At 67.0% G+C, this 24394-nt stretch carries 23 protein-coding genes; 16 read left to right on the forward strand and 7 right to left on the reverse strand.

What is annotated here, in order from left to right; translation table 11 throughout:
• Positions 1–19 precede the first annotated feature (19 nt).
• Positions 20–1207, forward strand: a complete 1188-nt coding sequence (locus QMZ26_RS05715; RefSeq protein WP_108746980.1) for an MFS transporter — start codon at positions 20–22, stop codon at positions 1205–1207.
• Positions 1208–1255: 48 nt separating this feature from the next.
• Here QMZ26_RS05715 and QMZ26_RS05720 read toward each other — a convergent pair whose 3' ends face one another.
• From QMZ26_RS05720 to QMZ26_RS05740, 5 genes are all read right to left on the reverse strand, one after another.
• Entirely contained in the window at positions 1256–1942 is a 687-nt protein-coding gene (locus tag QMZ26_RS05720) for a DUF2058 family protein (protein WP_200732534.1), read from the reverse strand.
• Between the two features lie 10 nt (positions 1943–1952).
• On the reverse strand, positions 1953–2192 hold the full coding sequence (locus QMZ26_RS05725) for a SlyX family protein (RefSeq protein WP_079222411.1): 240 nt from the start codon (positions 2190–2192) through the stop codon (positions 1953–1955).
• The gene (locus QMZ26_RS05730; RefSeq protein ID WP_079222412.1) at positions 2185–3534 is read right to left on the reverse strand and encodes a UDP-glucose/GDP-mannose dehydrogenase family protein; all 1350 of its coding nucleotides are present in this window, start codon (positions 3532–3534) and stop codon (positions 2185–2187) included. Before QMZ26_RS05730 ends, QMZ26_RS05725 begins: the two co-directional genes overlap by 8 nt.
• A gap of 22 nt (positions 3535–3556) precedes the next feature.
• Positions 3557–4534 carry an FKBP-type peptidyl-prolyl cis-trans isomerase gene (locus tag QMZ26_RS05735; protein WP_108746982.1) on the reverse strand — a complete coding sequence of 326 codons (978 nt, stop codon included), beginning with the start codon at positions 4532–4534 and terminating at the stop codon, positions 3557–3559.
• A 96-nt stretch (positions 4535–4630) separates the two neighbouring features.
• The gene (locus QMZ26_RS05740) at positions 4631–5218 is read right to left on the reverse strand and encodes a glutathione peroxidase (RefSeq protein ID WP_108746983.1); all 588 of its coding nucleotides are present in this window, start codon (positions 5216–5218) and stop codon (positions 4631–4633) included.
• 368 nt (positions 5219–5586) lie between these two features.
• On the opposite strand from QMZ26_RS05740, the gene QMZ26_RS05745 reads away from it, so the two are divergent.
• The 7 genes from QMZ26_RS05745 to QMZ26_RS05775 all read left to right on the forward strand — a co-directional run bounded on the left by QMZ26_RS05745 (position 5587) and on the right by QMZ26_RS05775 (position 10184).
• Positions 5587–5835 carry a hypothetical protein gene (locus tag QMZ26_RS05745; RefSeq protein ID WP_108758267.1) on the forward strand — a complete coding sequence of 83 codons (249 nt, stop codon included), beginning with the start codon at positions 5587–5589 and terminating at the stop codon, positions 5833–5835.
• Positions 5836–5837: 2 nt separating this feature from the next.
• Positions 5838–6197 carry a GntR family transcriptional regulator gene (locus QMZ26_RS05750; RefSeq protein ID WP_079222416.1) on the forward strand — a complete coding sequence of 120 codons (360 nt, stop codon included), beginning with the start codon at positions 5838–5840 and terminating at the stop codon, positions 6195–6197.
• Positions 6197–7072, forward strand: a complete 876-nt coding sequence (locus QMZ26_RS05755) for an ABC transporter ATP-binding protein (protein ID WP_283220845.1) — start codon at positions 6197–6199, stop codon at positions 7070–7072. Before QMZ26_RS05750 ends, QMZ26_RS05755 begins: the two co-directional genes overlap by 1 nt.
• The gene (locus tag QMZ26_RS05760; RefSeq protein WP_200732531.1) at positions 7069–8094 is read left to right on the forward strand and encodes a hypothetical protein; all 1026 of its coding nucleotides are present in this window, start codon (positions 7069–7071) and stop codon (positions 8092–8094) included. Before QMZ26_RS05755 ends, QMZ26_RS05760 begins: the two co-directional genes overlap by 4 nt.
• A gap of 21 nt (positions 8095–8115) precedes the next feature.
• A complete protein-coding gene (locus QMZ26_RS05765; protein ID WP_283220846.1) occupies positions 8116–9003 on the forward strand; it encodes a DUF2807 domain-containing protein in 888 nt (295 codons plus the stop codon).
• Between the two features lie 31 nt (positions 9004–9034).
• Entirely contained in the window at positions 9035–9652 is a 618-nt protein-coding gene (locus tag QMZ26_RS05770) for a hypothetical protein (RefSeq protein WP_200732529.1), read from the forward strand.
• A 106-nt stretch (positions 9653–9758) separates the two neighbouring features.
• Positions 9759–10184 carry a hypothetical protein gene (locus tag QMZ26_RS05775; RefSeq protein WP_283220847.1) on the forward strand — a complete coding sequence of 142 codons (426 nt, stop codon included), beginning with the start codon at positions 9759–9761 and terminating at the stop codon, positions 10182–10184.
• A gap of 57 nt (positions 10185–10241) precedes the next feature.
• Here QMZ26_RS05775 and QMZ26_RS05780 read toward each other — a convergent pair whose 3' ends face one another.
• Entirely contained in the window at positions 10242–11681 is a 1440-nt protein-coding gene (locus QMZ26_RS05780; protein WP_283220848.1) for a class II fumarate hydratase, read from the reverse strand.
• Between the two features lie 232 nt (positions 11682–11913).
• Between QMZ26_RS05780 and purB the strand changes: the two genes are divergently transcribed.
• The 7 genes from purB (at position 11914) to QMZ26_RS05815 (ending at position 22688) form a co-directional block, all read left to right on the forward strand.
• Positions 11914–13281, forward strand: coding sequence for an adenylosuccinate lyase (gene purB, locus QMZ26_RS05785; RefSeq protein WP_283220849.1), 1368 nt, complete (start codon positions 11914–11916; stop codon positions 13279–13281).
• Between the two features lie 735 nt (positions 13282–14016).
• Complete coding sequence (locus tag QMZ26_RS05790; protein ID WP_283220850.1) at positions 14017–15432, forward strand: cupin domain-containing protein; 1416 nt, start codon at positions 14017–14019, stop codon at positions 15430–15432.
• Between the two features lie 3 nt (positions 15433–15435).
• A complete protein-coding gene (locus QMZ26_RS05795) occupies positions 15436–16338 on the forward strand; it encodes a GNAT family N-acetyltransferase (RefSeq protein WP_283220851.1) in 903 nt (300 codons plus the stop codon).
• Between the two features lie 186 nt (positions 16339–16524).
• Positions 16525–19356 carry a 2-oxoglutarate dehydrogenase E1 component gene (locus QMZ26_RS05800; protein WP_283220852.1) on the forward strand — a complete coding sequence of 944 codons (2832 nt, stop codon included), beginning with the start codon at positions 16525–16527 and terminating at the stop codon, positions 19354–19356.
• Positions 19357–19396: 40 nt separating this feature from the next.
• A complete protein-coding gene (gene sucB, locus QMZ26_RS05805) occupies positions 19397–20599 on the forward strand; it encodes a dihydrolipoyllysine-residue succinyltransferase (RefSeq protein ID WP_108746993.1) in 1203 nt (400 codons plus the stop codon).
• Positions 20600–20662: 63 nt separating this feature from the next.
• A complete protein-coding gene (lpdA, locus tag QMZ26_RS05810; protein WP_200732189.1) occupies positions 20663–22099 on the forward strand; it encodes a dihydrolipoyl dehydrogenase in 1437 nt (478 codons plus the stop codon).
• 25 nt (positions 22100–22124) lie between these two features.
• The gene (locus QMZ26_RS05815; RefSeq protein ID WP_283220853.1) at positions 22125–22688 is read left to right on the forward strand and encodes a hypothetical protein; all 564 of its coding nucleotides are present in this window, start codon (positions 22125–22127) and stop codon (positions 22686–22688) included.
• Here the strand turns inward: QMZ26_RS05815 and QMZ26_RS05820 are convergent.
• Positions 22680–23576 carry a LysR family transcriptional regulator gene (locus QMZ26_RS05820; protein ID WP_283220854.1) on the reverse strand — a complete coding sequence of 299 codons (897 nt, stop codon included), beginning with the start codon at positions 23574–23576 and terminating at the stop codon, positions 22680–22682. The two genes, QMZ26_RS05815 and QMZ26_RS05820, sit on opposite strands and share 9 nt — an antisense overlap.
• Positions 23577–23703: 127 nt before the next feature.
• Here QMZ26_RS05820 and gstA point away from each other — a divergent pair, with 127 nt between their 5' ends.
• Positions 23704–24306, forward strand: a complete 603-nt coding sequence (gstA, locus tag QMZ26_RS05825) for a glutathione transferase GstA (RefSeq protein WP_283220855.1) — start codon at positions 23704–23706, stop codon at positions 24304–24306.
• Positions 24307–24394 lie beyond the last annotated feature (88 nt).

The following is a 24394-nucleotide window of genomic DNA, read 5'->3' on the forward strand; positions in this document are numbered from 1 at the left end:
CACGTGCATTATTCCCGCGATGACCGTTCCCGCCGCCCGCCTGTCCAGCTTCTACCTGTTCTATTACGCCGCGCTCGGCGCGTTCACGCCGTACTGGAGCCTGTTCCTGACCGCGCGCGGGATGAGCGTCACCGCCATCAGCGTGATGATGGGCCTGTGGTACGCCACCCGCGTGATCGCGCCCAGCACCTGGACATCACTGGCGGCGGCCTCGCCACGCCCGATCCGCCTGCTGCGGGTGGGTTGCGTGCTGACGCTGCTGAGTTTCGCGGTGTTCCTGCTGCCGCTGCCGCAGCCGTGGATGTACCCGGCGATGGTGGTGTTCTGCTTCTTCTACAACGCGGTGATGCCGCAGTTCGAGTCGATCACCCTCACCCACCTGGGCAGCGACAGCCATCGTTACGGGCTGATCCGGGTCTGGGGCTCGCTGGGCTTCATCGCCATCGTCACCCTGTTCGGCTGGCTGATCGAAGGCGACGGCAGCGGCAGCCGCGCCGGGCTGCTGCCGTGGATGATGCTGCCGCTGTTCGCCCTGCTGGTGGCTTCGGCCTTCAGCAACCAGTACGCACGCGGCATCGGCAAGGCCGAGGGCGACGCCAGCGGTTTCTGGCAGATCGTGCGCCGGCCGCCGGTGCTCGCGTTCTTCCTGGCCGCGTTCATGGAACAGCTGTCGTTCGGGCCGTACTACACGTTCTTCTCGGTCTACATGGATCACCACGGCTACCGCACCTCGACCCTCGGCCTGTTGTGGACCATCGGCGTGGTGTTCGAGGTGGGCGTGTTCTTCACCATCGGCCGCTTCTTCCGCCGCTACGACGCTAGCTGGATGCTGCTGATCGCGCTGGTCAGCTCCTGCCTGCGCTGGGCGGTCACCGCATTGTTCCCGGAGAACCTGCCGGTGATGCTGCTGGCGCAGACCGCACATGCGCTGGGCTTCGCCGCCTTCTTCGCCGCGGCCATGCAGATGCTGGCGACCTATTTCCCGGGCCGGCTCAACGGCCACGGCCAGGGCCTGCTGTACGGTTTCTCGTCCGGTGTCGGCGGCGTGCTGGGCGCACTCATCGCCGGCCAGCTGTGGCCCATCGACAACGGCCGCACCGCGTTCCTCGCCGGCAGCGGCTTTGCCCTGGTCGGCGCCCTGCTGTGCTTCTTCGCGCTGAGCCTGCCGTTGATCCGCGCGCGGCGCAGCGCCACCGGCACGCACTGACGAAAACGCCGGGCAATGCCCGGCGTCCTCGTCATCCTGCAGGCCTGCTTACCAGACCAGGTCGTCCGGCACCTGGAACTGCGGATCCGCATACGGATCTTCTTCGGCCGGTGCATTCGGATCGACCTTCAGCGCCACCGATGCGGCGAACACGGCCTCCGACTGCGCCAGCAGCTCGGCGGTCACCAGCAGGTAACGGCCGTTGAGCTGCACCACGCCCAGCTCACCCGCATTGAGCGCGGTCAGCTGCGCGGCGGTCACGTAGATGCGCTTGATCTTGCCGCCGTAGGGGAAGTGACGGGCGATGTCGGCCGCCTCGTCATTGAGCCCCTTGTCCTTCAGCAGTTCTTCCAGCTTGGCCTTGGCCTCGCGGCGCTGGCGCGCTTCTTCCTGCTTCAGGCGCTCGGTCTCGATGCGCTCTTCTTTTTCCTTCTGCGCGCGGATGGCGTAGGCCTTGGCCAGGTCCATCTCTTCGGCAGTGCGCGGCTTGCGCGGGCCCTGCTGGCCCGGGCCACGCGACGGGCCGGGCTTGCCGGCACCACCACGGCCATGGCCACGACGCTCGCCGGGCTTGTGTTCGCCCTTGCCAGCGCCCTGCGGCCTTGCATTGCCATCACCATTGCCACCCTTGCCCTGCGGGCGGCCATCACGGCGGGGGGCATCGTTCTTGCGCTCGGGCTTGGGTGCCGGCTTGAAGCCCAGGCCCATCAGCTGGTCGCGGAGGGTATCGCTCATAGGAATCGGATCAGTAGTGCGGCGGCGGCGGCTCGCTCGCCGGATCGGAAGAATTCAATGCGTTGCGGACCTTGCCCAGGTCTTCCAGCAGCACGCGCAGCACATCGGCATTGCGGCTGCCCTGCATGCTTGCAGCGGCCAGCGCATCGCTCAGTTCGGCCAGCGCGTGTTCCTGGAAGGACACGCGCATCTCCAGTTCGACCAGGCGCGCTTCAAGCGCCTGCTCACGTTCACTCGGCAACTCAGACATGCAACGAACGCCCCCGGCCAATGCCGTAATAAGCCAGGCCGGCAGCCTCGACCTCGGACGGGTCGTACAGGTTGCGGCCATCGAACACCACCGCGTCCTTCAGCTGCGAACGCAGCGCCTGGAAATCGGGGCTGCGGAACTGCTTCCACTCGGTCACCACGACCACCGCAGCGGCGCCCTGCAGGGCCTCGTCGGCACTGCCGCAGAACACCAGGTCGTCGCGCTGCCCGAAGATGCGCTGCGCTTCATGGGTGGCTTCCGGGTCGTAGGCACGCACCGTCGCACCGGCGTCCCACAGCTGGGCCAGCAGGCGGCGGCTGGATGCCTCGCGCATGTCGTCGGTATTGGGCTTGAAGGCCAGGCCCCACACCGCAAACGTCTTCCCACGCAGGCTCGCGCCCGCATCCGTGCCGTAATGGCGCTGGATGAGTTCGAACAGGTGGCCCTTCTGCGCATCATTGACCGCTTCCACGGCGTTGAGCAGCTTCGGCTCCAGGCCGTACTGCTGCGCCGTGCTGGCCAGCGCCTGCACATCCTTGGGGAAGCACGAGCCACCGTAGCCGGCGCCCGGGTAGATGAAGTGCCAGCCGATGCGCGGGTCCGAGCCGATGCCCTGGCGGACCTGCTCGATGTCGGCGCCGACGCGCTCGGCGATGTTGGCGATTTCGTTCATGAACGAAATCTTGGTCGCCAGCATCGCGTTGGCCGCGTACTTGGTCAGCTCGGCCGAACGCACGTCCATTTCCACCACGCGGTCGTGGTTGCGGTTGAACGGTGCATACAGGCGGCGCATCACCGCCACCGATTCGGCGCTGGTGGCGCCGATGATGATGCGGTCCGGGCGCATGCAGTCAGCCACCGCATCGCCTTCCTTCAGGAACTCAGGGTTGGACACCACGTCGAAGGCGATGTCCGCGCCACGCGCGGAAAGCTCGGCGGCGATCGCTGCACGCACCTTGTCGGCGGTGCCCACCGGCACCGTCGACTTGTTGACCACCACGGTCGGCACGCTCATGTGCCGGCCGATGGTGCGGGCCACGGCCAGCACGTACTGCAGGTCGGCGCTGCCATCCTCGTCCGGCGGCGTGCCGACGGCGATGAACACCACCTGCCCATGGCCGATGGCGGCTGCGGCATCGGTGGTGAACGCCAGCCGCGACGCGGCGTGGTTGGCCTTCACCATCGGCTCCAGGCCCGGCTCGTAGATCGGGATGATGCCCTGGTTGAGGCCGTCCACCTTGGCCTGGTCGATATCGACGCAGACCACCTGGTGGCCGGCATCGGCCAGGCAGGTCCCTGTCACCAGACCGACGTAGCCGGTACCGAAAATCGCAACGCGCATGTCCGTGCTGACTCCTGGGGGCTTACGGCAGAACGCCCAGCAGCTCGACGTCGAAGGTCAGCGTGGCGTTCGGGCCGATCGGGCCACCCGGGGTGCCGTTCTCGCCATAGGCCAGGTCGCCCGGGATCCAGAAGCGGTACTTGGAACCGACCGGCATCAGGGCCACGCCCTCGGTCCAGCCCTTGATGACCTGGTCCAGGCCGAACTCGGCCGGGCCACGGCTGGCGGAGCTGTCAAACACGGTGCCGTCCAGCAGCTTGCCTTCGTAGTTCACGCGCACCTTGCTGCTCGGCAGCGGGCGCTCGCCGCTACCCGGGCGGATCACCTGGTACTGCAGGCCCGAGGCGGTGGTCACCACGCCCGGCTGGGTCTTGTTCTTGGCCAGGAACGCGTTGCCTTCCTGACGGTTGGTCTGCGCAGCCTGGGCGGCCTTGGCCTGCATTTCAGCCTGCTTGGTGCTCATGAACGACTGGATGGTGGCCGTCGCGTCAGCTTCGGTCATCTTCGGCTGGCCCTTGCTCAGAGCGGTGCTGATCGCGTCAAACAGCGAGGCCGTATCGATGTCGTCCTTCAGCTGCGCCAGCGACGGGCCGACCGAGTAGGAGCCGATCATCTGAGCGACCTTGACGCGGTCGACCTTGGCCGGCTGCGAGCCCGGTGCCATGCCCGGAACCTGCTGGCCGTTGCGGGCCATCACGACCTGGCGCAGGGCCGCGTCGGTGGCCTTGGCCTGGTCCTGGGTGATCTGCGGCTGCAGGCCTTCGAACGAACGCTCGACGGCGGTGCGCAGTGCGGCCACGTCGATTTCATCGGCGATCGGTGCGAACGACTTGGCCACATCCAGACCGATGGCGTAGCCGAGCTTCTGCTTGGGGGAATTCAAGGTTGCGGTCTCCTTGGCGGCCGCCGGTGCGGCCGGTTGTTGCGACAGGGCAGCACCAGAGGTGCCCATCGCCAGAATCAGAACCGACGCCGCTGCGCCGCGCATTCCCATCTTCATTCGCTGCATTCCTGGAAGTGTCTGGGCGCCGACGTCGGCGCGAAAGCAATCATTGTCGCACGCACGCCGGAGATGTCGAGGCGTGCGTGCCGTCATTCAATGGGTGGCCGGCGCAGCCAGCGCCTTGTCGATGGCCGCTTTCAGCTGCGGATCATCCGGAGTGACCTTGCTGGCGAACTGGGCAATGACCTTGCCATCGCGGCCCACCAGGTACTTGTGGAAGTTCCAGCCCGGGGCAACGCCGGTGGCAGCGGTCAGGCGCTGGTACAGCGGCGTGGCCTCGGCACCGACCACGTGCACCTTCTCGAACATCGGGAACTTGACGCCGTAGGTCAGCGTGCAGAAATCCTGGATCTGCTTCTCATCGCCGGGCTCCTGGCCCTTGAAATCATTCGACGGGAAGCCGAGCACGGCAAAGCCCTTGCTGGCGTACTGCTTGTGCAGCGCCTCCAGGCCTTCGTACTGCGGGGTGTAGCCACACTTGCTGGCGGTGTTGACCACCAGCAGCACCTGGCCGTGGTAGCGCTTTTCCAGGTTGACCTGCTGCTTGCCGGCCAGCGGGCGGTAGCTGACATCCAGCAGGTCGGCGGCCAGGGCGCTGGCCGACCCGGCCAGGCCGAAGGCCAGCACGGTCAACAGGGACAGGCCGCGAAGGCGGCGCGGGAGAGCAGTCGGCAGAGGCATGAGGGTCGTTCCGCGGTAGCTGTTTCAGGGCTCCGGCCAGCTCCGGCCGGGAATCGGCCGAACTATAGCACCGGGGCCCGGAGCGCCTGCCGTTGCAGGGGCCGCCTCACTTTGCGCGGCGTGGCGGCTGCCGCCCCTGGGGCCCGCCATCGCACCGCCGATGACATAGCATCGATGTTGCTGAATGGAAGCGGGTCCGGAAAACACGGTTGTGCGAAGCCCGTTATCCAATCAGATCAATAACTTGAAGAAATATTGCGGTCCCGTGACCACCCCTGCCATCAGTTGGGTTGCAGCGGGTCTTGCACGACAGCGTGCCGGTGTTATAGTTGCATACAACACCAGTCACCTGAGACAGGGGGGAAACCATGAACATCCAGATGCGCCGCCGCCATGCCGCCCCTGCGGTCACGGCCGTATCCACGCTGTTGGCCCTGCTCTGGCTGGCCCTGCCGGCACCGCCGGCGCCCTCCTCCTCCCCCGACAACACCCCGCAGGACGCAGCACCCTTCACGGCCGGGAACGCCGAACCCTCTCCCCCTCCCCCGCGTCGGCTGCACAGCTCCCTGTCCATGCCGTACTTCTCGTTCGCACAGCCGCTGACCCCACGGAGCTGAATATGAGCGACATCCAGTGGAGCGACGGCGCTCCCATCTACCGCCAGCTGAAGGAGCGCGTGATCGCCATGATGCTCGACGGAATCCTCAAGCCGGGCGACGCCCTGCCTTCGGTGCGCCAGGTGGCCGCCGACTACCAGCTCAATCCCATCACCGTTTCGCGCGCCTACCAGGAACTGGCCGATGAAGGCCTGGTCGAGAAGCGCCGCGGCCTGGGCATGTTCATGACCGAGCAGGCCGCCACGCAGCTGCGCAGCAGCGAGCGTGAGCGCTTCCTCAATGAAGAATGGCCGGCGGTCCTGGAGCGCATCCAGCGCCTGGGCCTGAGCCTCGACGAATTGCTGCCCCAGGGGAAGATCTGATGAGTACCGTCGCAAGCGAAGCCGTCATCACCGCAAAGGGCCTGCGCAAGGCCTACAAGAACACCATTGCCCTCGACAACGCCAGCTTCTCCATTCCCGCAGGCCGCATCGTCGGCCTGATCGGGCCCAATGGCGCCGGCAAGACCACCGCACTGAAGGCCATCCTCGGCCTGACCTCGGTGGAGGGCGAGCTGTCGGTGCTGGGCCGCGACCCGCGGGCGCACCGCGATGAACTGATGAAGGACATCTGCTTCATCGCCGACGTAGCCGTACTGCCACGCTGGCTGAAGGTGCGCGAGGCCATCGATTTCGTGGCCGGCGTGCACCCGCGCTTCGACCGCGCCCGCTGCGAACGCTTCCTGGCCAACACCAAGCTGCAGCCCAGGCAGCGCGTGCGCGAGCTGTCCAAGGGCATGATCGTGCAGCTGCACCTGGCCCTGGTGATGGCCATCGATGCCCGCATCCTGGTGCTGGACGAGCCGACCCTGGGCCTGGACATCCTGTACCGCAAGGAGTTCTACCAGCGCCTGCTGGAGGACTACTTCGACGAGCAGAAGACGATCATCGTCACCACCCACCAGGTGGAAGAGATCGAGCACATCCTCAGCGACGTGATGTTCATCCGCGATGGCCGCGTGGTCCTCAGCGCGGAGATGGACGAGGTGGGCGAACGCTACACCGAGCTGCTGGTGGGTGCAGACCAGCTGGAAACCGCCCGCGCACTGAAGCCGATCGACGAGCGCGCCCAGGCCTTCGGCAAGACCGTGCTGCTGTTTGACGGCGTGCCGCGCAGCCAGCTTTCCACCCTGGGCGAGACCCGCAACGCGGGCTTGGCCGATCTGTTCGTCGCTGTCATGAAGGGGACCTACGCATGAATGCCGTCAACCATCCGGTCAGCCCCGCAGGCACCCTGCGCTGGCTGCTCAAGCGCGAATACTGGGAGAACCGCGGCGGCTTCCTGTACGCCCCGCTGATCGCCGGCATCGTCTCGCTGCTGATGAGCGCGGTGGGCATCGGCCTGGGCCTGTTTGCCCTGCACCGCGCCGCCCGCGACGGCGGCCTGCACGTCGATGGCGAGGACGTGAACATCAACGGCCTGGACCTGGCCCTGCTGACCCAGAAGATCAGCGCCAAGGACATGGCCGACCTCGGCAACGGCCTGGACCTGACCCTGCTGCTCAGCTCCACCTGGCCCTTCCTGGTGCTGGCCTTCGTGGTGTTCTTCTACTGCCTCGGCGCCCTCTACGACGACCGCCGCGACCGCAGCATCCTGTTCTGGAAGTCGCTGCCGCTGTCGGACACCCAGACCGTGCTATCCAAGGTGATCAGCGCCCTGGTCATCGCGCCGCTGGTGGCCACCCTGGCCGCCGTCGCCACCATGTTCGGCTTCCTGCTGATCATCAGTATCGTCGCGGTCACCCACGGCGGCAGCCCGACCACGCTGATCTGGGGCCCGGCCAGCCCGGTGTCCCTGAGCGCCGGCCTGCTCGCCGCCATCCCGGTGTACGCGCTGTGGGCGCTGCCGACCGCCGGCTGGCTGCTGCTGTGCTCGGCCTGGGCCAAGAGCAAGCCGTTCCTGTGGGCGGTCATGCTGCCGCTGTTCGCCGGCATCATCGTCAGCACCACCAAGCTGATGCATGTGTTCGACATGACCACCGGCTGGTTCTGGCAGCACATCGTCGCCCGCCTGCTGCTGGGCACGGTGCCCGGCGTGGACCTGGTCTACCGCCTCAGCGCGAACGACAAGGCCAAGAACGTCGAGTCGCTGGCCGCGCTGATGAGCCCGGCCGAGCAGCTGAAGACCCTGGCCATGCCCGACCTGTGGATCGGTGCAGCGTTCGGCGTCGCCTTCATCATCCTGGCCATCCGCCTGCGCAAGCGCGCCGGCGAAATCTAATCCCTTCCCGGAGAGACCACCATGCGTACCCTGCTCGCCTGTAGTGCCCTGTTGCTGCTGTTGCCGCTGTCGGTGCAGGCCGCCGACGCACCGAACTGCAAGCTCTCCGCGCCGCGCTCGCTGAAGCTGGACACGGCCGGTGCCAAGGCCGTGGTGTTCGAGGTCAACCAGCACGACCTGAAGGTGGTCGCCAATGCCGGCGGTGGCCAGCTGGAAGGCCGCGCCTGCGCGTCCAGCCAGGAGCTGCTGGACCAGCTGCGGCTGGACCAGCGCCGCGAAGGCGACAAGCTGGTGGTCAGCCTGCGCCGTGACAGCCGGCCCGGCATCAGCCTGGGCAACTTCCATGCCTGGCTGGACATCCGTGGCAGCGTGCCGGACAACCTGCCGCTGCAGTTCCGCATCGGTTCCGGCGATGCCAGCGTGGACAACGCGCAGTCGCTGAGCATGGATGTCGGCTCCGGTGATGGCATCGCCCGCGGCACGCGGGGCAGCGTGCATGCTGCGGTCGGCTCGGGCGACCTGGACATCGACGGCGCCGCATCGCTGAACCTGCTGTCGCTGGGTTCGGGCGACGTCAAGGCCCGCAACATCGGCGGCGACGCCGTGGTCGGCACCGTCGGTTCGGGTGATCTGAAGATCGGCGACGTGCGCGGCAACGCGCGGCTGGAAACGGTCGGCTCGGGCGACATCGGCTTCCGCCAGGTGAAGGGCAACGTGGAGATCGGCGTGGTCGGCTCCGGCGACGTGGACATCGACCAGACCGGCGGCAACGTGCACGTACGCAGCCACGGCTCGGGCGACATCACCGTCAACGGCGCCGGCGGCAACCTGACCGTCGACCACAGTGGCAGCGGTGACGTCCGCCATCGCGACATCGGCGGCAAGGTCACCCTGCCGCGCGGCAAGTAAGCCATCCATCCATTGCCTTGAGGAGAACGCCATGAACCTGCTGCGCCTGATGCCTGCCGTCCTGCTGTGCCTGCCGCTGATCGCCTGTGGCGGCACGTCCTCGTCTTCCTCTTCGCCGTCGGACACGTCGCCGGGCAAGGCCGTGGCCGATGCCACCGGCGAGATCGGCAAGAGCGTCAAGGAAGCCACCGACAAGGCCCGTGAGGAAATCGCCAAGGGCAACATCAAGATTTCCTCGGACAAGCAGCCGCGTGCGGAGATCACCCCGGATGGCCGCCTGCTGATCGCCGGCAAGGAAGTGGAGACCACGCCGGCACAGCGTCGCCAGCTGCTGGACTATCGCGGCCATATCGCCGGCATCGCCCAGGACGGCATGGAGATCGGCGTGGCCGGTGCCAAGCTGGGCGCCAGCGCCGCCAGCGAAGCGATCAAGGGCGTATTCAGTGGCGACACCGACGGCATCGAGAAGCGCATCAATGCCGAAGCCGAGAAGATCGAAGCCCAGGCCAAGCAGCTGTGCAACCGGCTGCCGGCGATGCTGGCCAGCCAGCAGGCACTGGCCCGCGACCTGCCGGCGTTCCAGCCCTACGCCACCATGGACCAGCGCGACATCGACGACTGCAACACCAACACCGTGGTCAACCGCTGACCCTGTGACACTTCGCCGCACCCGGCCGGCAACCTGACCCGTTGCCGGCCGTGCCGGGCCGCCCGGGCTTACAATGGCGGCCCCCGATGCACCCGATAGAACCGCCATGAAAAAGCTGTTGCTGCTGCTGGTCGCCCTGCTCTGCCTGGGCCTGGCCGGCTGCGACCAGGACTACCGCAACCACCGCGCCGAGCGCGGCAAGCCCAAGATCTCCGTCAGCGAAAGCATGGTGACGGTGCGCCGCCAGCCGGCGCCGAACATCATCATCCTGCCCGACGGCACGATGAAGGTGGACGAGATCCAGATCCCGCTGAACGATGGCCAGCGGCAGATGCTGCAGACCATGTTCGGCAAGCTGCAGGTGCTGCGCCAGAACACCCTGGTGGCGGCCCCGGCCGATCCGAACATGCAGCCGGTGAAGATCCAGCCACCGGAGGGCACGGAGGTGATTCCGCCGGACCTGGTGCAGACCATTCCGGAGTTCAAGGACTACACCGAGACCTTCGGCAACATCGTCGCCGACCGCCGCTGATACGAAAAACGCCGCCCCAGGGGCGGCGTTTTCGTTTGATGCGTGGATGCCGCCAGATCAGCCGCCGGCACCACCACCGCCGGCCTGGATGCCACCGGCGGTCAGCGCGGTCGGGTCCAGCAGGCGGCGCAGTTCGGCCTCGTCCAAGCCACTGTCCTCCAGCGCCACATCCAGCACCGGGCGCTGTTCCTTGTAGGCCCGCTTGGCGATGGCCGCCGCCTTCTCATAGCCGATGATCGGGTTCAGCGCGGTCACCAGGATCGGATTGCGCGCCAGCGCCTCGGCCACGCGGTCCTCGCGCACCTTCAGCCCCTTGATGGCGCTGTCGGCCAGCAGGACGGACACGTTGGCCAGCAGGCCGATGCCATCCAGCAGGTTCACCGCGATCAGCGGCAGGGTGACATTGAGCTGGAAGTTGCCGGTCTGCCCGGCCACGGTGATCGCGGTGTGGTGGCCGATCACCTGCGCGCAGGCCATCACGGTCGCCTCGGGAATGACAGGGTTGACCTTGCCCGGCATGATCGAGCTGCCCGGCTGCAGGGCCGGCAGTTCGATCTCGCCCAGCCCGGCCAGCGGACCGGCGTTCATCCAGCGCAGGTCGTTGGCGATCTTGATCAGGGCCACGGCCAGGGCATTGAGCTGGCCGGACAGTTCCACGGCATCGTCCTGCGCGGCCAGGCCTTCAAACTTGTTCGCCGCGCTGTCGAACTTGACTCCGGTGTGCTGCTTGAGGGCCTTGGCCACCTGCTCGCCGAAGCGCGGATCGGCATTGATGCCGGTGCCGATGGCGGTGCCGCCCAGCGGCAGGCGACGCACGCGCTTGAGGCTGTCTTCGATGCGCTCCTGTGCCGAGGCCAGCTGCGCCGACCACGCGCCAAATTCCTGCTCGAAGGTCAGCGGCATCGCATCCATCAGGTGGGTACGGCCGGTCTTGACCACCTTGCGCAGGCTGCGGCCCTTCTTGTCCAGGGTCTTGCGCAGGTGCACCAGCGCCGGCAGCAGGTGCTCGTGCACGGCCAGCACCGCCGACACGCGCAACGCCGTCGGGATCACATCATTGGAGCTCTGCCCCTGGTTGACGTGGTCGTTGGGATGCACCGCGGTCTTGCCCGCCTTGCCGGCACGGTTGGCCAGGGTGGCGATGACCTCGTTGGCATTCATGTTCGAGGAGGTACCCGAACCGGTCTGGTAGACGTCGATGGGAAAATGCGCGTCCCACTGACCGGCCGACACTTCGGCGGCGGCCACCTGGATGGCCTTGGCCACGACCTTGGGCAGGTGGCCCAGCTCGGCGTTGACGCCGGCGGCAGCGCCCTTCACCAGGCCCAGGGCACGGATGAAACCGCGCGGCATGCGCTGGCCCGAGACCGGGAAGTTCTCCACGGCACGCTGGGTCTGCGCGCCCCACAGGGCGTCGGCAGGTACCTGCAGTTCACCCATGCTGTCGTGTTCGATACGGAACGTCGCGGTTCCACCCTTGCTTGCAGCTTTGCTCATTGCATCAACTCCGCACTACTTCTGTTGGGGAAAGGGAAGCGGCGGCTGGCAGCGGGTCGCTTCCCGGGGCTGGCGGCTGTGCCAACGATACTCCCTTGTCCGCAGCAGGGGACAACGCCGATGGGCCGCAGCGTCCGATCGGTAGCGCCGGGCCATGCCCGGCGAGCGCGAAGCGCGGCAGCCCGCAGCGTCGTAGAATATGGCCCCCGCCGCTCGCCCCAGCCCTGCCGACATGTCCGATTACGCCCTGCTCGCCCTGTCCCCGCTCGATGGCCGCTATGCCGGCAAGGTCGACGCCCTGCGCCCGATCTTCTCCGAGTACGGCCTGATCAAGGCCCGCATCACGGTCGAGGTCGAGTGGCTGCTGGCCCTGGGCGCCGAGCCGGGCATCGTCGAACTGGCCGCGTTCTCCGAGGCGGCCACCACCCGCCTGCGCGCCCTCGCCGCCAACCTCACCCCGGCCCAGGCTGCGCGCGTGAAGGAGATCGAGCGCACCACCAACCATGACGTCAAGGCGGTGGAGTACTTCATCAAGGAACAGCTGAAGGACGACGCCGAGCTGGCCCCGGCGCTGGAGTTCGTGCACTTCGCCTGCACCAGCGAGGACATCAACAACCTCAGCTACGGCCTGATGCTGGAACAGGCCCGCCGCGAAGTGCTGCTGCCGAGCCTGGACGGCGTCGCCGCCACCCTGCGCACCCTGGCCCACGCCCAGGCCGCACAGCCGATGCTGTCGCGCACCCACGGCCAGACCGCCTCGCCGACCACCCTGGGCAAGGAGCTGGCCAACGTGGTCGCCCGCCTGGAGCGCCAGCGCCGGCAGATCGCCGCGGTCGAGCTGACCGGCAAGATCAACGGCGCGGTGGGCAACTACAACGCCCACGTGGCCAGCTACCCGGACGTGGACTGGCCGGCCTTCGCCGAGCGCTTCGTGACCAGCCTGGGCCTGGTGTTCAACCCGTACACCACGCAGATCGAGCCGCACGACAACATCGCCGAGATCGGCGATGCCGCGCGCCGCGCCAACATCATCCTGATCGACCTGGCCCGCGACATCTGGGGCTATATCTCGCTGGGCTACTTCAAGCAGCGCCTGAAGGAAGGCGAAGTCGGTTCGTCGACGATGCCGCACAAGGTCAACCCGATCGATTTCGAGAATGCCGAGGGCAACTTCGGCATCGCCAACGCGCTGTTCGAGCATTTCAGCGCGAAGCTGCCGATCAGCCGCTGGCAGCGTGACCTGACCGATTCCACGGTGCTGCGCGCACTGGGCACCGCCTTCGGCCACGGCCAGGTGGCGCTGGATTCGCTGGCCAAGGGCCTGGGCAAGCTGGAAGTGAACCCGCAGCGCCTGGATGCCGATCTGGACGCGGCCTGGGAAGTGCTGGCCGAGGCCGTGCAGACGGTGATGCGCCGCCACGGCCTGCCGAACCCGTACGAGCAGCTGAAGGCGCTGACCCGTGGGCAGGGCATCACGGCGGAGTCGATGCGGGCGTTCGTGGAGACGCTGGCGTTGCCGGAGGATGCCAAGCAGTCGCTGCGTGAGATGACCCCGGGCAGCTACACGGGCCTGGCTGAGGCGCTGGCGAAGAAGATCTAAGGGGTTTTCCTTGCGGCGGCGGCCGCGGGCGCTGCCTGCGGCAGGCAACTGCAACAGCAACTGCTAACGTCAAACATGGGGGCTCGTAGGCGCCATCCATGGCGCCTGCGGTCCCGCGAACCCAACCCGCCCCACCTCTGACAGTTTCCCGGTGACGGATGAGTAGATCCACGCCATGCGTGGATGACGTTGTCGGGACGGAATTTGAAAGAGGGACGCGGCTTCGCCGCGTCCCTCTTTGTTTTTGGGCGCCTGACAATTCCGGTTTCCGGTGGAGGATGCTCATGTAGATCCACGCCATGCGTGGATGAACTTGCTCGGGAAAGCTCCATCCACGCATGGCGTGGATCTACAGTCGCATGAACGACAGCACGAGCAAGCGCAGCGCGCGACCCGCGTTGCCTTTGCTTTTCTTCTTCCATTCCGTGGCGGGCCGCGGAGGAAACTGTCAGGGGCCGGGCGGGTGGGCTGCGCGGGGGTGTCCGCGGCATGGATGCCGCGGCCAAGCCCCCAGGGATGGGTTCACGGCGTCCCCCGCGCAGCCCACCCGCCCGGCCCAGCCCATGAACCCAGCGCATTCCGCGACCAACCACACCGCCACGAGGGGCTCCGCCGTTGGCCGGAACCCCCGCGACAAACCCGCGCACGTGCGCAATCCCCACGAACGGCGGACAATGGAGATCTCAGGCGGCCCGCCACGCCGCCCCTCCCGCTTTCCGCTGCAAGGAATCCCCCATGGCCGCCCGCAAGTCCACCGCTCCCCTCATCGAAGTCACCGCCCGCCCCGGCAAGCCGCTGGGCATGGCCCCGGCCACGTTCCTGCGCGACTTCTGGCAGAAGCGCCCGCTGCTGATCCGCAATGCCTTCCCCGATTTCCAGACCCCGGTGCAGCCGGAAGACCTGGCCGGGCTGGCCTGCGAGGAAGGCGTGCTGGCGCGCCTGATCCAGCACGACAAGGCCCAGGACGGCTGGCGCGTGCGCAGCGGCCCGTTCCAGGAAGAGGTGTTCCCCGCCCTGCCCGACCGCGACTGGACCCTGCTCGTGCAGGACGTCGACAAGTGGGACCCGGACGTGCGCGCCCTGATCGAGCACTTCAGCTTCCTGCCGCGCTGGCGCATGGATGACGTGATGATCAGCTTCGCCGCCACCGGTGGCTCGGTCGGCGCCCACGTCGACCAGTACGACGTGTTCCTGCTGCAGGCCCACGGCCACCGCCGCTGGCAGATCGACGCCAGCGAATCGATCAAGGGCAAGCGGCCCCCGCTGGGCTTCCGCCCGGACGTGGAACTGAAGCTGCTGCAGGTGTTCAAGCCGACCCACGACTGGGTGCTGGCGCCGGGCGACATGCTGTATCTGCCGCCGAACGTGCCACACCACGGCGTGGCCGAAGACCCCTGCCTGACCTTCTCCTTCGGCATGCGTGCGCCGGCCTCGGCCGAGCTGATCAGCGACTACCTGGACACGCTCATCGCCGATGCCGACGAGAACATCCGTTACCAGGATCCCGACCTGAAGGTCCCGGCCGATCCGAACGAAATCGATACAGTGGCGATGGCACGGGTGATCACCGCGCTCAACGCCATCCGCATGAACGACCCGGACAAGCTGGGCGACTGGTTCGGCCGCTTCATCACCACCTACCGCGCGGCGGGCGAAGTGATGGCCCACCAGGCGGCACCGGCACCGGAAGAAGTGGTGCAGGCGCTGGCTTCGGGCCTGCTGCTGCAGCGCCACCCGTGGGCACGCCTGGCCTGGCGCCGGGCCAAGCGCGGCGCCAGCCTGTATGTCAGCGGCCAGGATTTCGCCCTCCCGGTGAAGGACGCACAGCGTCTGGCCGGCGCCGAGCAGCTGGACGCGGCGGCCTACCGTGGCCTGTCCGACAAGGGCCGCGCGGTACTGCAGCAGCTGCTGGTCGGCGGCGTGTTCCAGCTGATCGACCCGAACGAGGTGTTTGACGCCGAGGACGAGGACGAAGGCGAGGACGCCGCAGTGCTGGGCGAAGTGGTCGAAGGCCACGACCAGGTGGCCGAGCTCGACGACGAGGTGGTCTCCGACGACGTGCACACCGTAAACGTGCACGACGATGGCATCGAGGTCATCGTCAACTTCGAAGACCACGACGAAGACGACAGCAACGACGGCCGCGCCTGAGCCATGGCCACCATCCGGGTCCAGCAGGTCAGCCACGCCGACGCCCACGCCGCCATCCACGACGTGCGGCAGCGGGTGTTCGTGCAGGAACAGGGCATCGCGGCCGAGCTTGAGCGTGATGCTCTGGACCCGGTCAGCGCCCACGCGCTGGCCCTGGACGCCGATGGCCAGCCGGTCGGCACCGGCCGGCTCTCCCCCGATGGCCGCATCGGCCGCATGGCGGTGCTGGCCAGCCACCGTAACCAGGGGGTCGGCGAGGCCCTGCTGGATGCACTGGTCGAGGCCGGGCGCACGCTCGGCCTGGCCGAAGTGCACCTGCACGCGCAGCTGCCGGCCCGTGATTTCTACGCCCGCCAGGGCTTCCTGCCCGAAGGCGAGGTGTTCGAGGAGGCCGGCATCGGCCACCAGCAGATGCGCCGCCGGCTGGGCGTGGCCAGCGCCATCGACAGCCGCGCCGAGGCCGTGGCCATCACCACCGCCATCATCCACCGGGCGCGACGCCAGCTGTGGCTGCACAGCCGCCAGCTCGACCCCGGCCTGCTCGATGCAGCGCCGGTGCAGGCGGCCCTGCGCCGCTTCGTCACCGCCCGCCACGACAAGCAATTGCGGGTGATCGTGCACGACGCGGCCGCGATTGCTGCTGCCGGTTCCCCGCTGCTGGCGCTGGCCCAGCGCCTGCCCAGTGTGATCCAGTTCCGCGAGGTCAGCGATCCGATCGACCGTGCGCTGGCCTCGGCCTGCCTGGTCAATGACGCGGGCGACTTCTACTTTCGTCTTATCGGCCATCGGCTGGACGGCGAAGCCGGGATCGCGCTGCCGGCACGTTCGCAGCCGTTCGAGCAGCAATTGCAGCGCGTCTGGGACCGTTCGCGCGATTGCAGCGAACTGCGCGCGCTCGGCATCTGAGCGCGCTGTCCCGGACAAACCTGTCTGGGAGCGACACCGGGGGACGCGCAATGCCGTTGGCGGTGCCCCTTCGTGTCCGGATGGGGGTACAATTTGGCCGTTTGAACGCGCCCGTGCAGGGCTATTCATTTTCCTGCAGGGTCCTTCTGAAGCCATACCCCACAAAGCGAATCAGCACCCTCCATCGTGGACAATCAACTGAAGCAGTTTGCGCAATCTTCGCAACTCGCCGGCGGCAACGCCTCCTATGTCGAGGACCTGTACGAGCAGTACCTGGTCTCCCCGGATAGTGTCGATCCCAAATGGAAAACCTACTTCGACGGCTTCAAGGGCCGTGAAGCAGGCGACATTCCGCACTCGGCCGTCATCTCCCACATCGCGGACGCGGCCAAGGATGCGCTGAAAGCCGGCACCGGCACGGGTGCAGGCGACGAGCGTGAGCGCAATGTCGGTCGTCTGATCACTGCCTACCGCTCGCGCGGCCACCTCGACGCGCGCCTGGACCCGCTGGGCCTGACCACGCCGGTCAACACCCCGGACCTGGGCCTGCCGTTCCACAGCCTGTCCGACGGCGATCTCAACAGCGAGTTCAGCACCGGCGGCGTCGGCGGCCAGCCGCGCATGAAGCTGCGTGACCTGCTGGCACGCCTGAAGGCAACCTACACCGGCTCGATCGGTGCAGAGTTCATGCACATCGCCGAAGTCGAGCAGCGCCAGTGGATCTACAAGAAGCTGGAACTGGCCGGTGGCAACTACCAGCTGGATGCTGACACCCAGCGCCGCACGCTGGAGCGCCTGACGGCCGCCGAAGGCCTCGAGCGCTACCTGCACACCAAGTACGTCGGCCAGAAGCGCTTCTCGCTGGAAGGCGGCGACTCGCTGATCCCGATGATGGACACCATCATCCGCAGCGCCGGCAAGGATGGCGTCAAGGACGTGGTCGTCGGCATGGCCCACCGCGGCCGCCTGAACGTGCTGGTCAATACCCTCGGCAAGAACCCGCGCAAGCTGTTCGACGAGTTCGAAGGCAAGTTCGAGCACGACGAGCACGCCTCGGCCGGCGACGTGAAGTACCACATGGGCTTCTCGGCCGACGTGGCCACCGACGGTGGCCCGGTGCACCTGGCGCTGGCGTTCAACCCGTCGCACCTGGAAATCGCCGACCCGGTGGTTGCCGGTTCCGTGCGTTCGCGCCAGGAGCGCCGCAAGGACACCGCCCGCAAGCAGGTCATGCCGATCCTCATCCACGGCGACGCGGCCTTCTCCGGCCAGGGCGTGGTCATGGAGCTGTTCCAGATGTCGCAGGCCCGCGGCTTCGCCGTCGGCGGCACCGTGCACATCGTGGTCAACAACCAGGTCGGCTTCACCACCTCCAACCCGCTGGATACGCGCTCCACGCGCTATGCCACCGACGTGGCGAAGATGATCGCCGCACCGGTGCTGCACGTGAACGGCGATGATCCGGAAGCGGTCGTGTTCGCCGCGCAGCTGGCCTTCGAGTTCCGCCAGAAGTTCGCCAAGGACGTGGTCATCGACCTGATGTGCTACCGCCGTTGGGGCCACAACGAGGCCGACGAACCGGCGATCACCCAGCCGCTGATGTACCAGGTGATCCGCAAGCACCCGACCACCCGTGAGCTGTACGCCGAGCAGCTGGAAAAGGCAGGCGTGATCGCCGCCGGCGCCGGCAAGGCGATGGTCGATGCGTACCGCGACAAGCTGGACGGTGGCGAAGTGACCACCGAACTGGCCAAGGTCGAGAAGACCCCGCCGACCAGCCCGCTGTTCGTCGATTGGCCGAAGCTGCTGGAAGGCAAGCTGTCCGATGAGATCTCCACCAAGGTGGACAAGGACAAGCTGGTCGAGCTGGCCAAGCTGATCAACACCGTGCCGGAAGAAGTGCAGCTGCACTCGCGCGTGTCGAAGGTCTACGACGACCGCCGCAAGATGGCCGCCGGCGAGATCCCGGGCGACTGGGGCTTTGCCGAGAACCTCGCCTACGCGACCCTGCTGGACGAGGGCAATGCCCTGCGCCTGGTCGGCCAGGACGTCGGCCGCGGCACCTTCACCCACCGCCACGCGATCCTGCACGACCAGAAGACCGACAACTACTACCTGCCGCTGCGGCAGCTGGTGGATTCGCCGGAAAGGGCCAGCATCATCGATTCGCTGCTGAGCGAAGAAGCGGTGATGGCCTACGAGTACGGTTTCTCGACCACCGATCCCAACACTCTGTGCATCTGGGAAGGCCAGTTCGGCGACTTCGCCAACGGCGCCCAGGTGGTGATCGACCAGTTCATCGCCGCCGGCGAAGCCAAGTGGGGCCGTATTTCCGGCCTGACCCTGCTGCTGCCGCACGGTTATGAAGGCCAAGGCCCGGAACACAGCTCAGCGCGCCTGGAGCGCTTCCTGCAGCTGTGCGCGCTGGAGAACATGCTGGTCGTGGTTCCGTCCACCCCGGCCCAGGCCTTCCACATGCTGCGCCGCCAGCAGCACCTGACCACCCGCAAGCCGCTGGTGGTGATGTCGCCCAAGTCGCTGCTGCGCCACAAGCTGGCCGTGTCGACCCTGGACGAGCTGGCCAACGGCGAGTTCCAGCACCTGATCGGCGATGCCAATGCCGATGCCAAGAAGGTCAAGCGCGTGGTGCTGTGCTCGGGCAAGGTCTACTACGACCTGCTGGAAGACCAGACCAAGCGTGGCCAGGACGACGTGGCGATCATCCGCGTGGAACAGCTGTACCCGTTCCCGCGTGCGCTGCTGGCCGCCGAACTGAAGAAGTACGGCAAGGCCACCGACGTGGTGTGGACGCAGGAAGAACCGCAGAACCAGGGTGCGTGGTACCAGATCCGCCACCACCTGCAGTTCTGCCTGGCCGAAGGCCAGAACCTGCACTACGCCGGTCGCGCACGTTCGGCTTCGCCGGCTGCCGGTCACATGGCTGACCACGTCCGCGAGCAGCAGCAGCTGGTCGCCGATGCACTGGTCAACCCGTTCAACGACACGTTCGCTGAATAACCCTCCCCCTATTTAGAAGACAAACCAGGAAGCTCCCGCAATGGCCACCGAAGTCAAAGCCCCGGTACTGCCCGAATCCGTCGCCGACGGCACCATCGCCACCTGGCACAAGAAGGTGGGCGACGCCGTCAAGCGCGACGAAAACCTGCTTGACCTGGAAACCGACAAGGTCGTCCTGGAAGTGCCGTCGCCGGTCGATGGCGTGATCAAGGAGATCAAGTTCAAGGAAGGCGACACCGTGACCTCCAGCCAGGTCGTGGCGATCATCGAAGAAGGCGCCGTGGCTGCTGCCCCGGCTCCGGCCGCTGAAGCCGCTCCGGCTGCAGCCGCTGCCCCGGCGGCCGCTGCTCCGGCCGCTGCCGCCGCTCCGGCCCCGGCTGCCAAGTCGGCTGCCGACACCCTGCCGCCGGGTGCCCGCTTCACCGCCATCACCGAAGGCGTGAACCCGGCTGACGTCGACGGCACCGGCCGTCGCGGCGCCGTGACCAAGGAAGACATCGTCAACTTCGCCCGCAACGGCGGCGCCGGCAAGGCCGGTGGCGCACGTCCGGAAGAACGCGTGCCGATGACCCGCATCCGCAAGCGCATCGCCGAGCGCCTGATGGAGTCGAAGAACTCCACCGCCATGCTGACCACCTTCAACGAAGTCGACCTGTCCAAGGTGTCGGCCGCGCGCAAGGACCTGCAGGACGAGTTCGTCAAGGCACACGGCATCAAGCTGGGCTTCATGAGCTTCTTCGTGAAGGCCGCTGCCAACGCCCTGCAGCGCTTCCCGCTGGTCAACGCCTCCATCGACGGCGACGACATCATCTACCACGGCTATTCGGACATCTCGATCGCCGTGTCCACCGAGAAGGGCCTGGTCACCCCGGTCCTGCGCAACGTCGAGCGCATGTCGTTCGCCGACATCGAAAAGACCATTGCCGACTACGCCAAGAAAGCGCGTGACGGCAAGCTGGGCCTGGACGAACTGCAGGGCGGCACCTTCACCGTGACCAACGGCGGCACCTTCGGTTCGCTGCTGTCGACCCCGATCATCAACCCGCCGCAGAGCGCCATCCTGGGCATGCACGCCATCAAGGAGCGTCCGATCGCCCAGAACGGCCAGGTCGTGATCGCGCCGATGATGTACCTGGCCCTGTCCTACGACCATCGCATCATCGATGGCAAGGACTCGGTGCAGTTCCTGGTGGACATCAAGAACCAGCTGGAAAACCCGGGCCGCATGCTGTTCGGCCTGTAAGAGACCTCCCGCCCCTCCGCGCCCGCGCGGAGGGGTTCTGGTAATGCATCAAGGAATAATTCAATGGCTGAACAATTCGACGTCGTCGTCATCGGTGCAGGCCCGGCCGGTTACCACGCTGCCATCCGCGCGGCACAGCTGGGCCTGAAGACCGCCTGCATCGACGCAGCGCTGGGCAAGGACGGCAAGCCGGCACTGGGCGGCACCTGCCTGCGCGTGGGCTGCATCCCGTCCAAGGCGCTGCTGGATTCCTCGCGCCAGTTCTGGAACATGGGCCACATCTTTGGCGACCACGGCATCAGCTTCAAGGATGCCAAGATCGACGTCGAAGCGATGGTTGGCCGCAAGGACAAGATCGTCAAGCAGTTCACTGGCGGCATCGCCATGCTGTTCAAGGCCAACAAGGTCGCCACCTACTACGGTTTCGGTGAACTGCAGCCGGGCAACGTGGTCAAGGTGAAGCAGCACGACGGTTCGGAAGTCGAGCTGAAGGGCACCAACGTCATCATCGCCGCCGGTTCGGATTCGATCGAACTGCCGTTCGCCAAGTTCGACGGCGACACCATCGTCGACAACGTCGGCGGCCTGGACTTCACCGAAGTGCCGAACCGCCTGGCCGTGATCGGCGCCGGCGTCATCGGCCTGGAACTGGGCAGCGTGTGGAAGCGCCTGGGCGCTGAAGTCACCATCCTGGAAGCACTGCCGGAGTTCCTGGCCGTGGCCGACGCCGAAGTGGCCAAGACCGCTGCCAAGGAATTCAAGAAGCAGGGCCTGGACATCCGCCTCGGTGCCAAGGTCTCCAAGACCGAGATCACCGGCAAGGGCAAGAAGAAGGAAGTCGTTGTCACCTACACCGACAGCGAAGGCGAGAAGACCCTGACCGTGGACAAGCTGCTGGTGGCCGTCGGCCGTCGCGCCGCCACCAAGGGCCTGCTGGCCGAAGGCACCGGCGTGAAGGTCAACGAGCGTGGCCAGATCGAAGTCGACGCGCACTGCCACACCGGCGTCAATGGCGTCTGGGCAGTGGGTGACTGCGTGCGCGGCCCGATGCTGGCGCACAAGGGCTTCGAGGAAGGCATCGCGGTTGCCGAACTGATCGCCGGCCTGCCGGGCCACGTCAACTTCGACACCATCCCGTGGGTCATCTACACCGAGCCGGAACTGGCCTGGGTCGGCAAGACCGAAGCACAGCTGAAGGCCGAAGGCATTCCGTACAAGGCCGGCAGCTTCCCGTTTGCCGCCAACGGTCGCGCCGTGGCGATGATCGAGCCGGCAGGCTTCGTGAAGATCCTGGCCCATGCCGAAACCGATCGCATCCTCGGCATGCACCTGGTCGGCGCCAACGTCTCCGAGCTGGTGCACGAAGGCGTGCTGACCATGGAGTTCAGCGGCTCGGCCGATGACCTGGCCCGCATCTGCCACGCCCACCCGTCGCTGTCGGAAGTGATCCACGACGCAGCGATGGCGGTCAGCAAGCGCGCCATCCACAAGGCGAACTGATCTGCATCACGGTAGGTGCCGACCGTTGGTCGGCACCTACCTGCAGACGAAAAACCCCGCTTCGGCGGGGTTTTTTGTTGCCTGCAACAGCGCCGCGTGTCTTGACCCTGCAATGCTGCGGTTCAATGATCGGGGGCATCTGACCAAGGAAGGAAAGTCCATGCGCTCGACTCCCCTCGCCCGCACGTCGCGCGCCGCTGCGGTGATGTTGATGGCAACCCTGGTTCCGCTGCTGGCCTGCGCAGCCGAACCGCTGGAAGGCGACTACCGCAGGGCCTCGGTGCAGCCGGTTGAAGTGAGCCCGCTCGGCGCCAACCAGATCCGGATCCGCTACAGCATGCCGGGCGAAACCCTGTTCCACTCACCTGGCGTCGATTACCGCTCCGCCGATGGCACCCTGCAGATCGCCATCCGCCGCTGCGGCATCAAGGACAGCGGCTGTACTGTCACGGCCAAGGCCACCTCGCCCAAGGACGATCCGTGGCGGCCGGTGGTCGTGCTGCCCTACCGCGGCGAGAAAATCATGATGATGTACAGCGATGGCCAGCAGCAGGTCGTCCCTGCACCGCCGGCAGCGGGTTCACGCTGACCCGGACTCACTGGCGGCAGCCGCCGCGCCCAGTACCTGCATGAAGACCTGCGTTGCCCGCGATGCGGGCGCCGCCGGGGAACAGACCAGGCCGAACACGCGGCGGATGCCCGGGGTGATGGGCAGCACCCGCAGCCCCTGACGATCCAACGGCAGGGTCGATTCGGGCACCAGCGAAACGCCCAGTCCCTCGCGCACCAGCACGCAAGCGCTGGCCCAGTCGCGCACCGTGATCCGCACGTCGGCCAGTTGCAGGCCTGCGTCCTCCATCAGCCGCTGGCCGTTCACGGTGCACCCGCCTGTGGCGAGGATGAAGGGCTCGGCAGCCAGTTCATCCAGCGCGATTCCGCGCTCGGTGGCGCGCCGCCCCAAGGGATGTGCCTGCGCGAGCACCGCCACCCACGCATCGCTCCCCAGGGCCAGCGGCAATCGCGCGGGTGCAGGATTCAGCACCACGCCCACCTCGACCGCACCCGAAGCCAGCCACTGTTCGACCTCCTCGTCGGTGCCCTCCACCACCACCACTTCGATGCCCGGGTGGCGGCGCTGGAAGTCGCGCAGCAGTGCCGGCAGCACGGTCGAAACGATCGAGGGGAACGTTGCCAGGCGGATGCGCGCACCGCTCAGCCCCTGGCTGTCATCAGCCAGCGCGCGGATGGCCTGCAGGCCGTCCAGCATGCGCCGCGCGTGATCGATCACCTGCTGGCCCAGCGCCGTGACGTCCACCTGGCGGCGCTCGCGGACGAACACCGGAAAGCCGAGTGCGGCCTCCAGCTGGCCGATGGCCTGGCTGGCACCGGACTGGGTGATGCCGACGCGGTCAGCCGCGCGCGAGATCGTGCCCTCGTCGGCCACGGCCACCAGCAACCGCCAATGCGCGAGATTCATCATGTGATGCAGTAGCTCAACTTATGGCAATGGAGTCGAACATTAATTTTACCACCGCGCTCGCGCTGGGCAGACTGGTCTGCAGCGGCGCTTGCCACTGCCCATTCCCTGCCATCGGAGGTTTCCCTTGAAGCTGTACTACGCGCCCTACACCTGCTCGCTGTCGCCGCATATCGTGCTGCGCGAGCTCGGCTTGCCCTTCGAACTGGTGAAGGTCGACAACGCGACCAAGCGCACCAGCGATGGCCGCGATTTCCGCACCATCAGCCGCACGGGCTATGTCGCAGCACTTGAACTTGATGACGGGCAAGTGCTGGGCGAAGGCCCGGCCATCGTCCAGTACCTGGCCGATCTGCGGCCGGACAGCGGCCTGGCGCCGCCACCTGCAAGCTGGCAGCGCGTACGCCTGCAGGAATGGCTGAACTTCGTGACCAGCGAAATCCACGCCGGCTCGGCGCCGCTGTTCAATGCGGCGCTGCCGGACGAGGCCAAGGCCTTCTTCCGGCAGAAACTGTTCAAGCGCTTCGACCTGCTGCAGGAGACGCTGGCGGCACAGGACTACCTGATGGGCGCCGCCTTCAGCGTGGTCGACGCCTATCTGTTCACTGTGCTCGGCTGGTGCCGCTTCTTTGCCATCGACCTTGCGGCATGGCCGGCACTGGAGGCCTACGTCCGCCGGATCAATGCGCGCCCGGCGGTGCAGGCGGCACTGCGCGCCGAGGCGGCCTGATGTAGCGCCGAGCCCATGCTCGGCTGGCCGGTACAAAAAGCAGCCGAGCGCAGGCTCGGCTCTACAGAAGACGGCAGCCCCATTGTAG

Origin of the sequence: Stenotrophomonas sp. PFBMAA-4, from assembly GCF_030053215.1 — a bacterium.
GTDB lineage: Bacteria > Pseudomonadota > Gammaproteobacteria > Xanthomonadales > Xanthomonadaceae > Stenotrophomonas.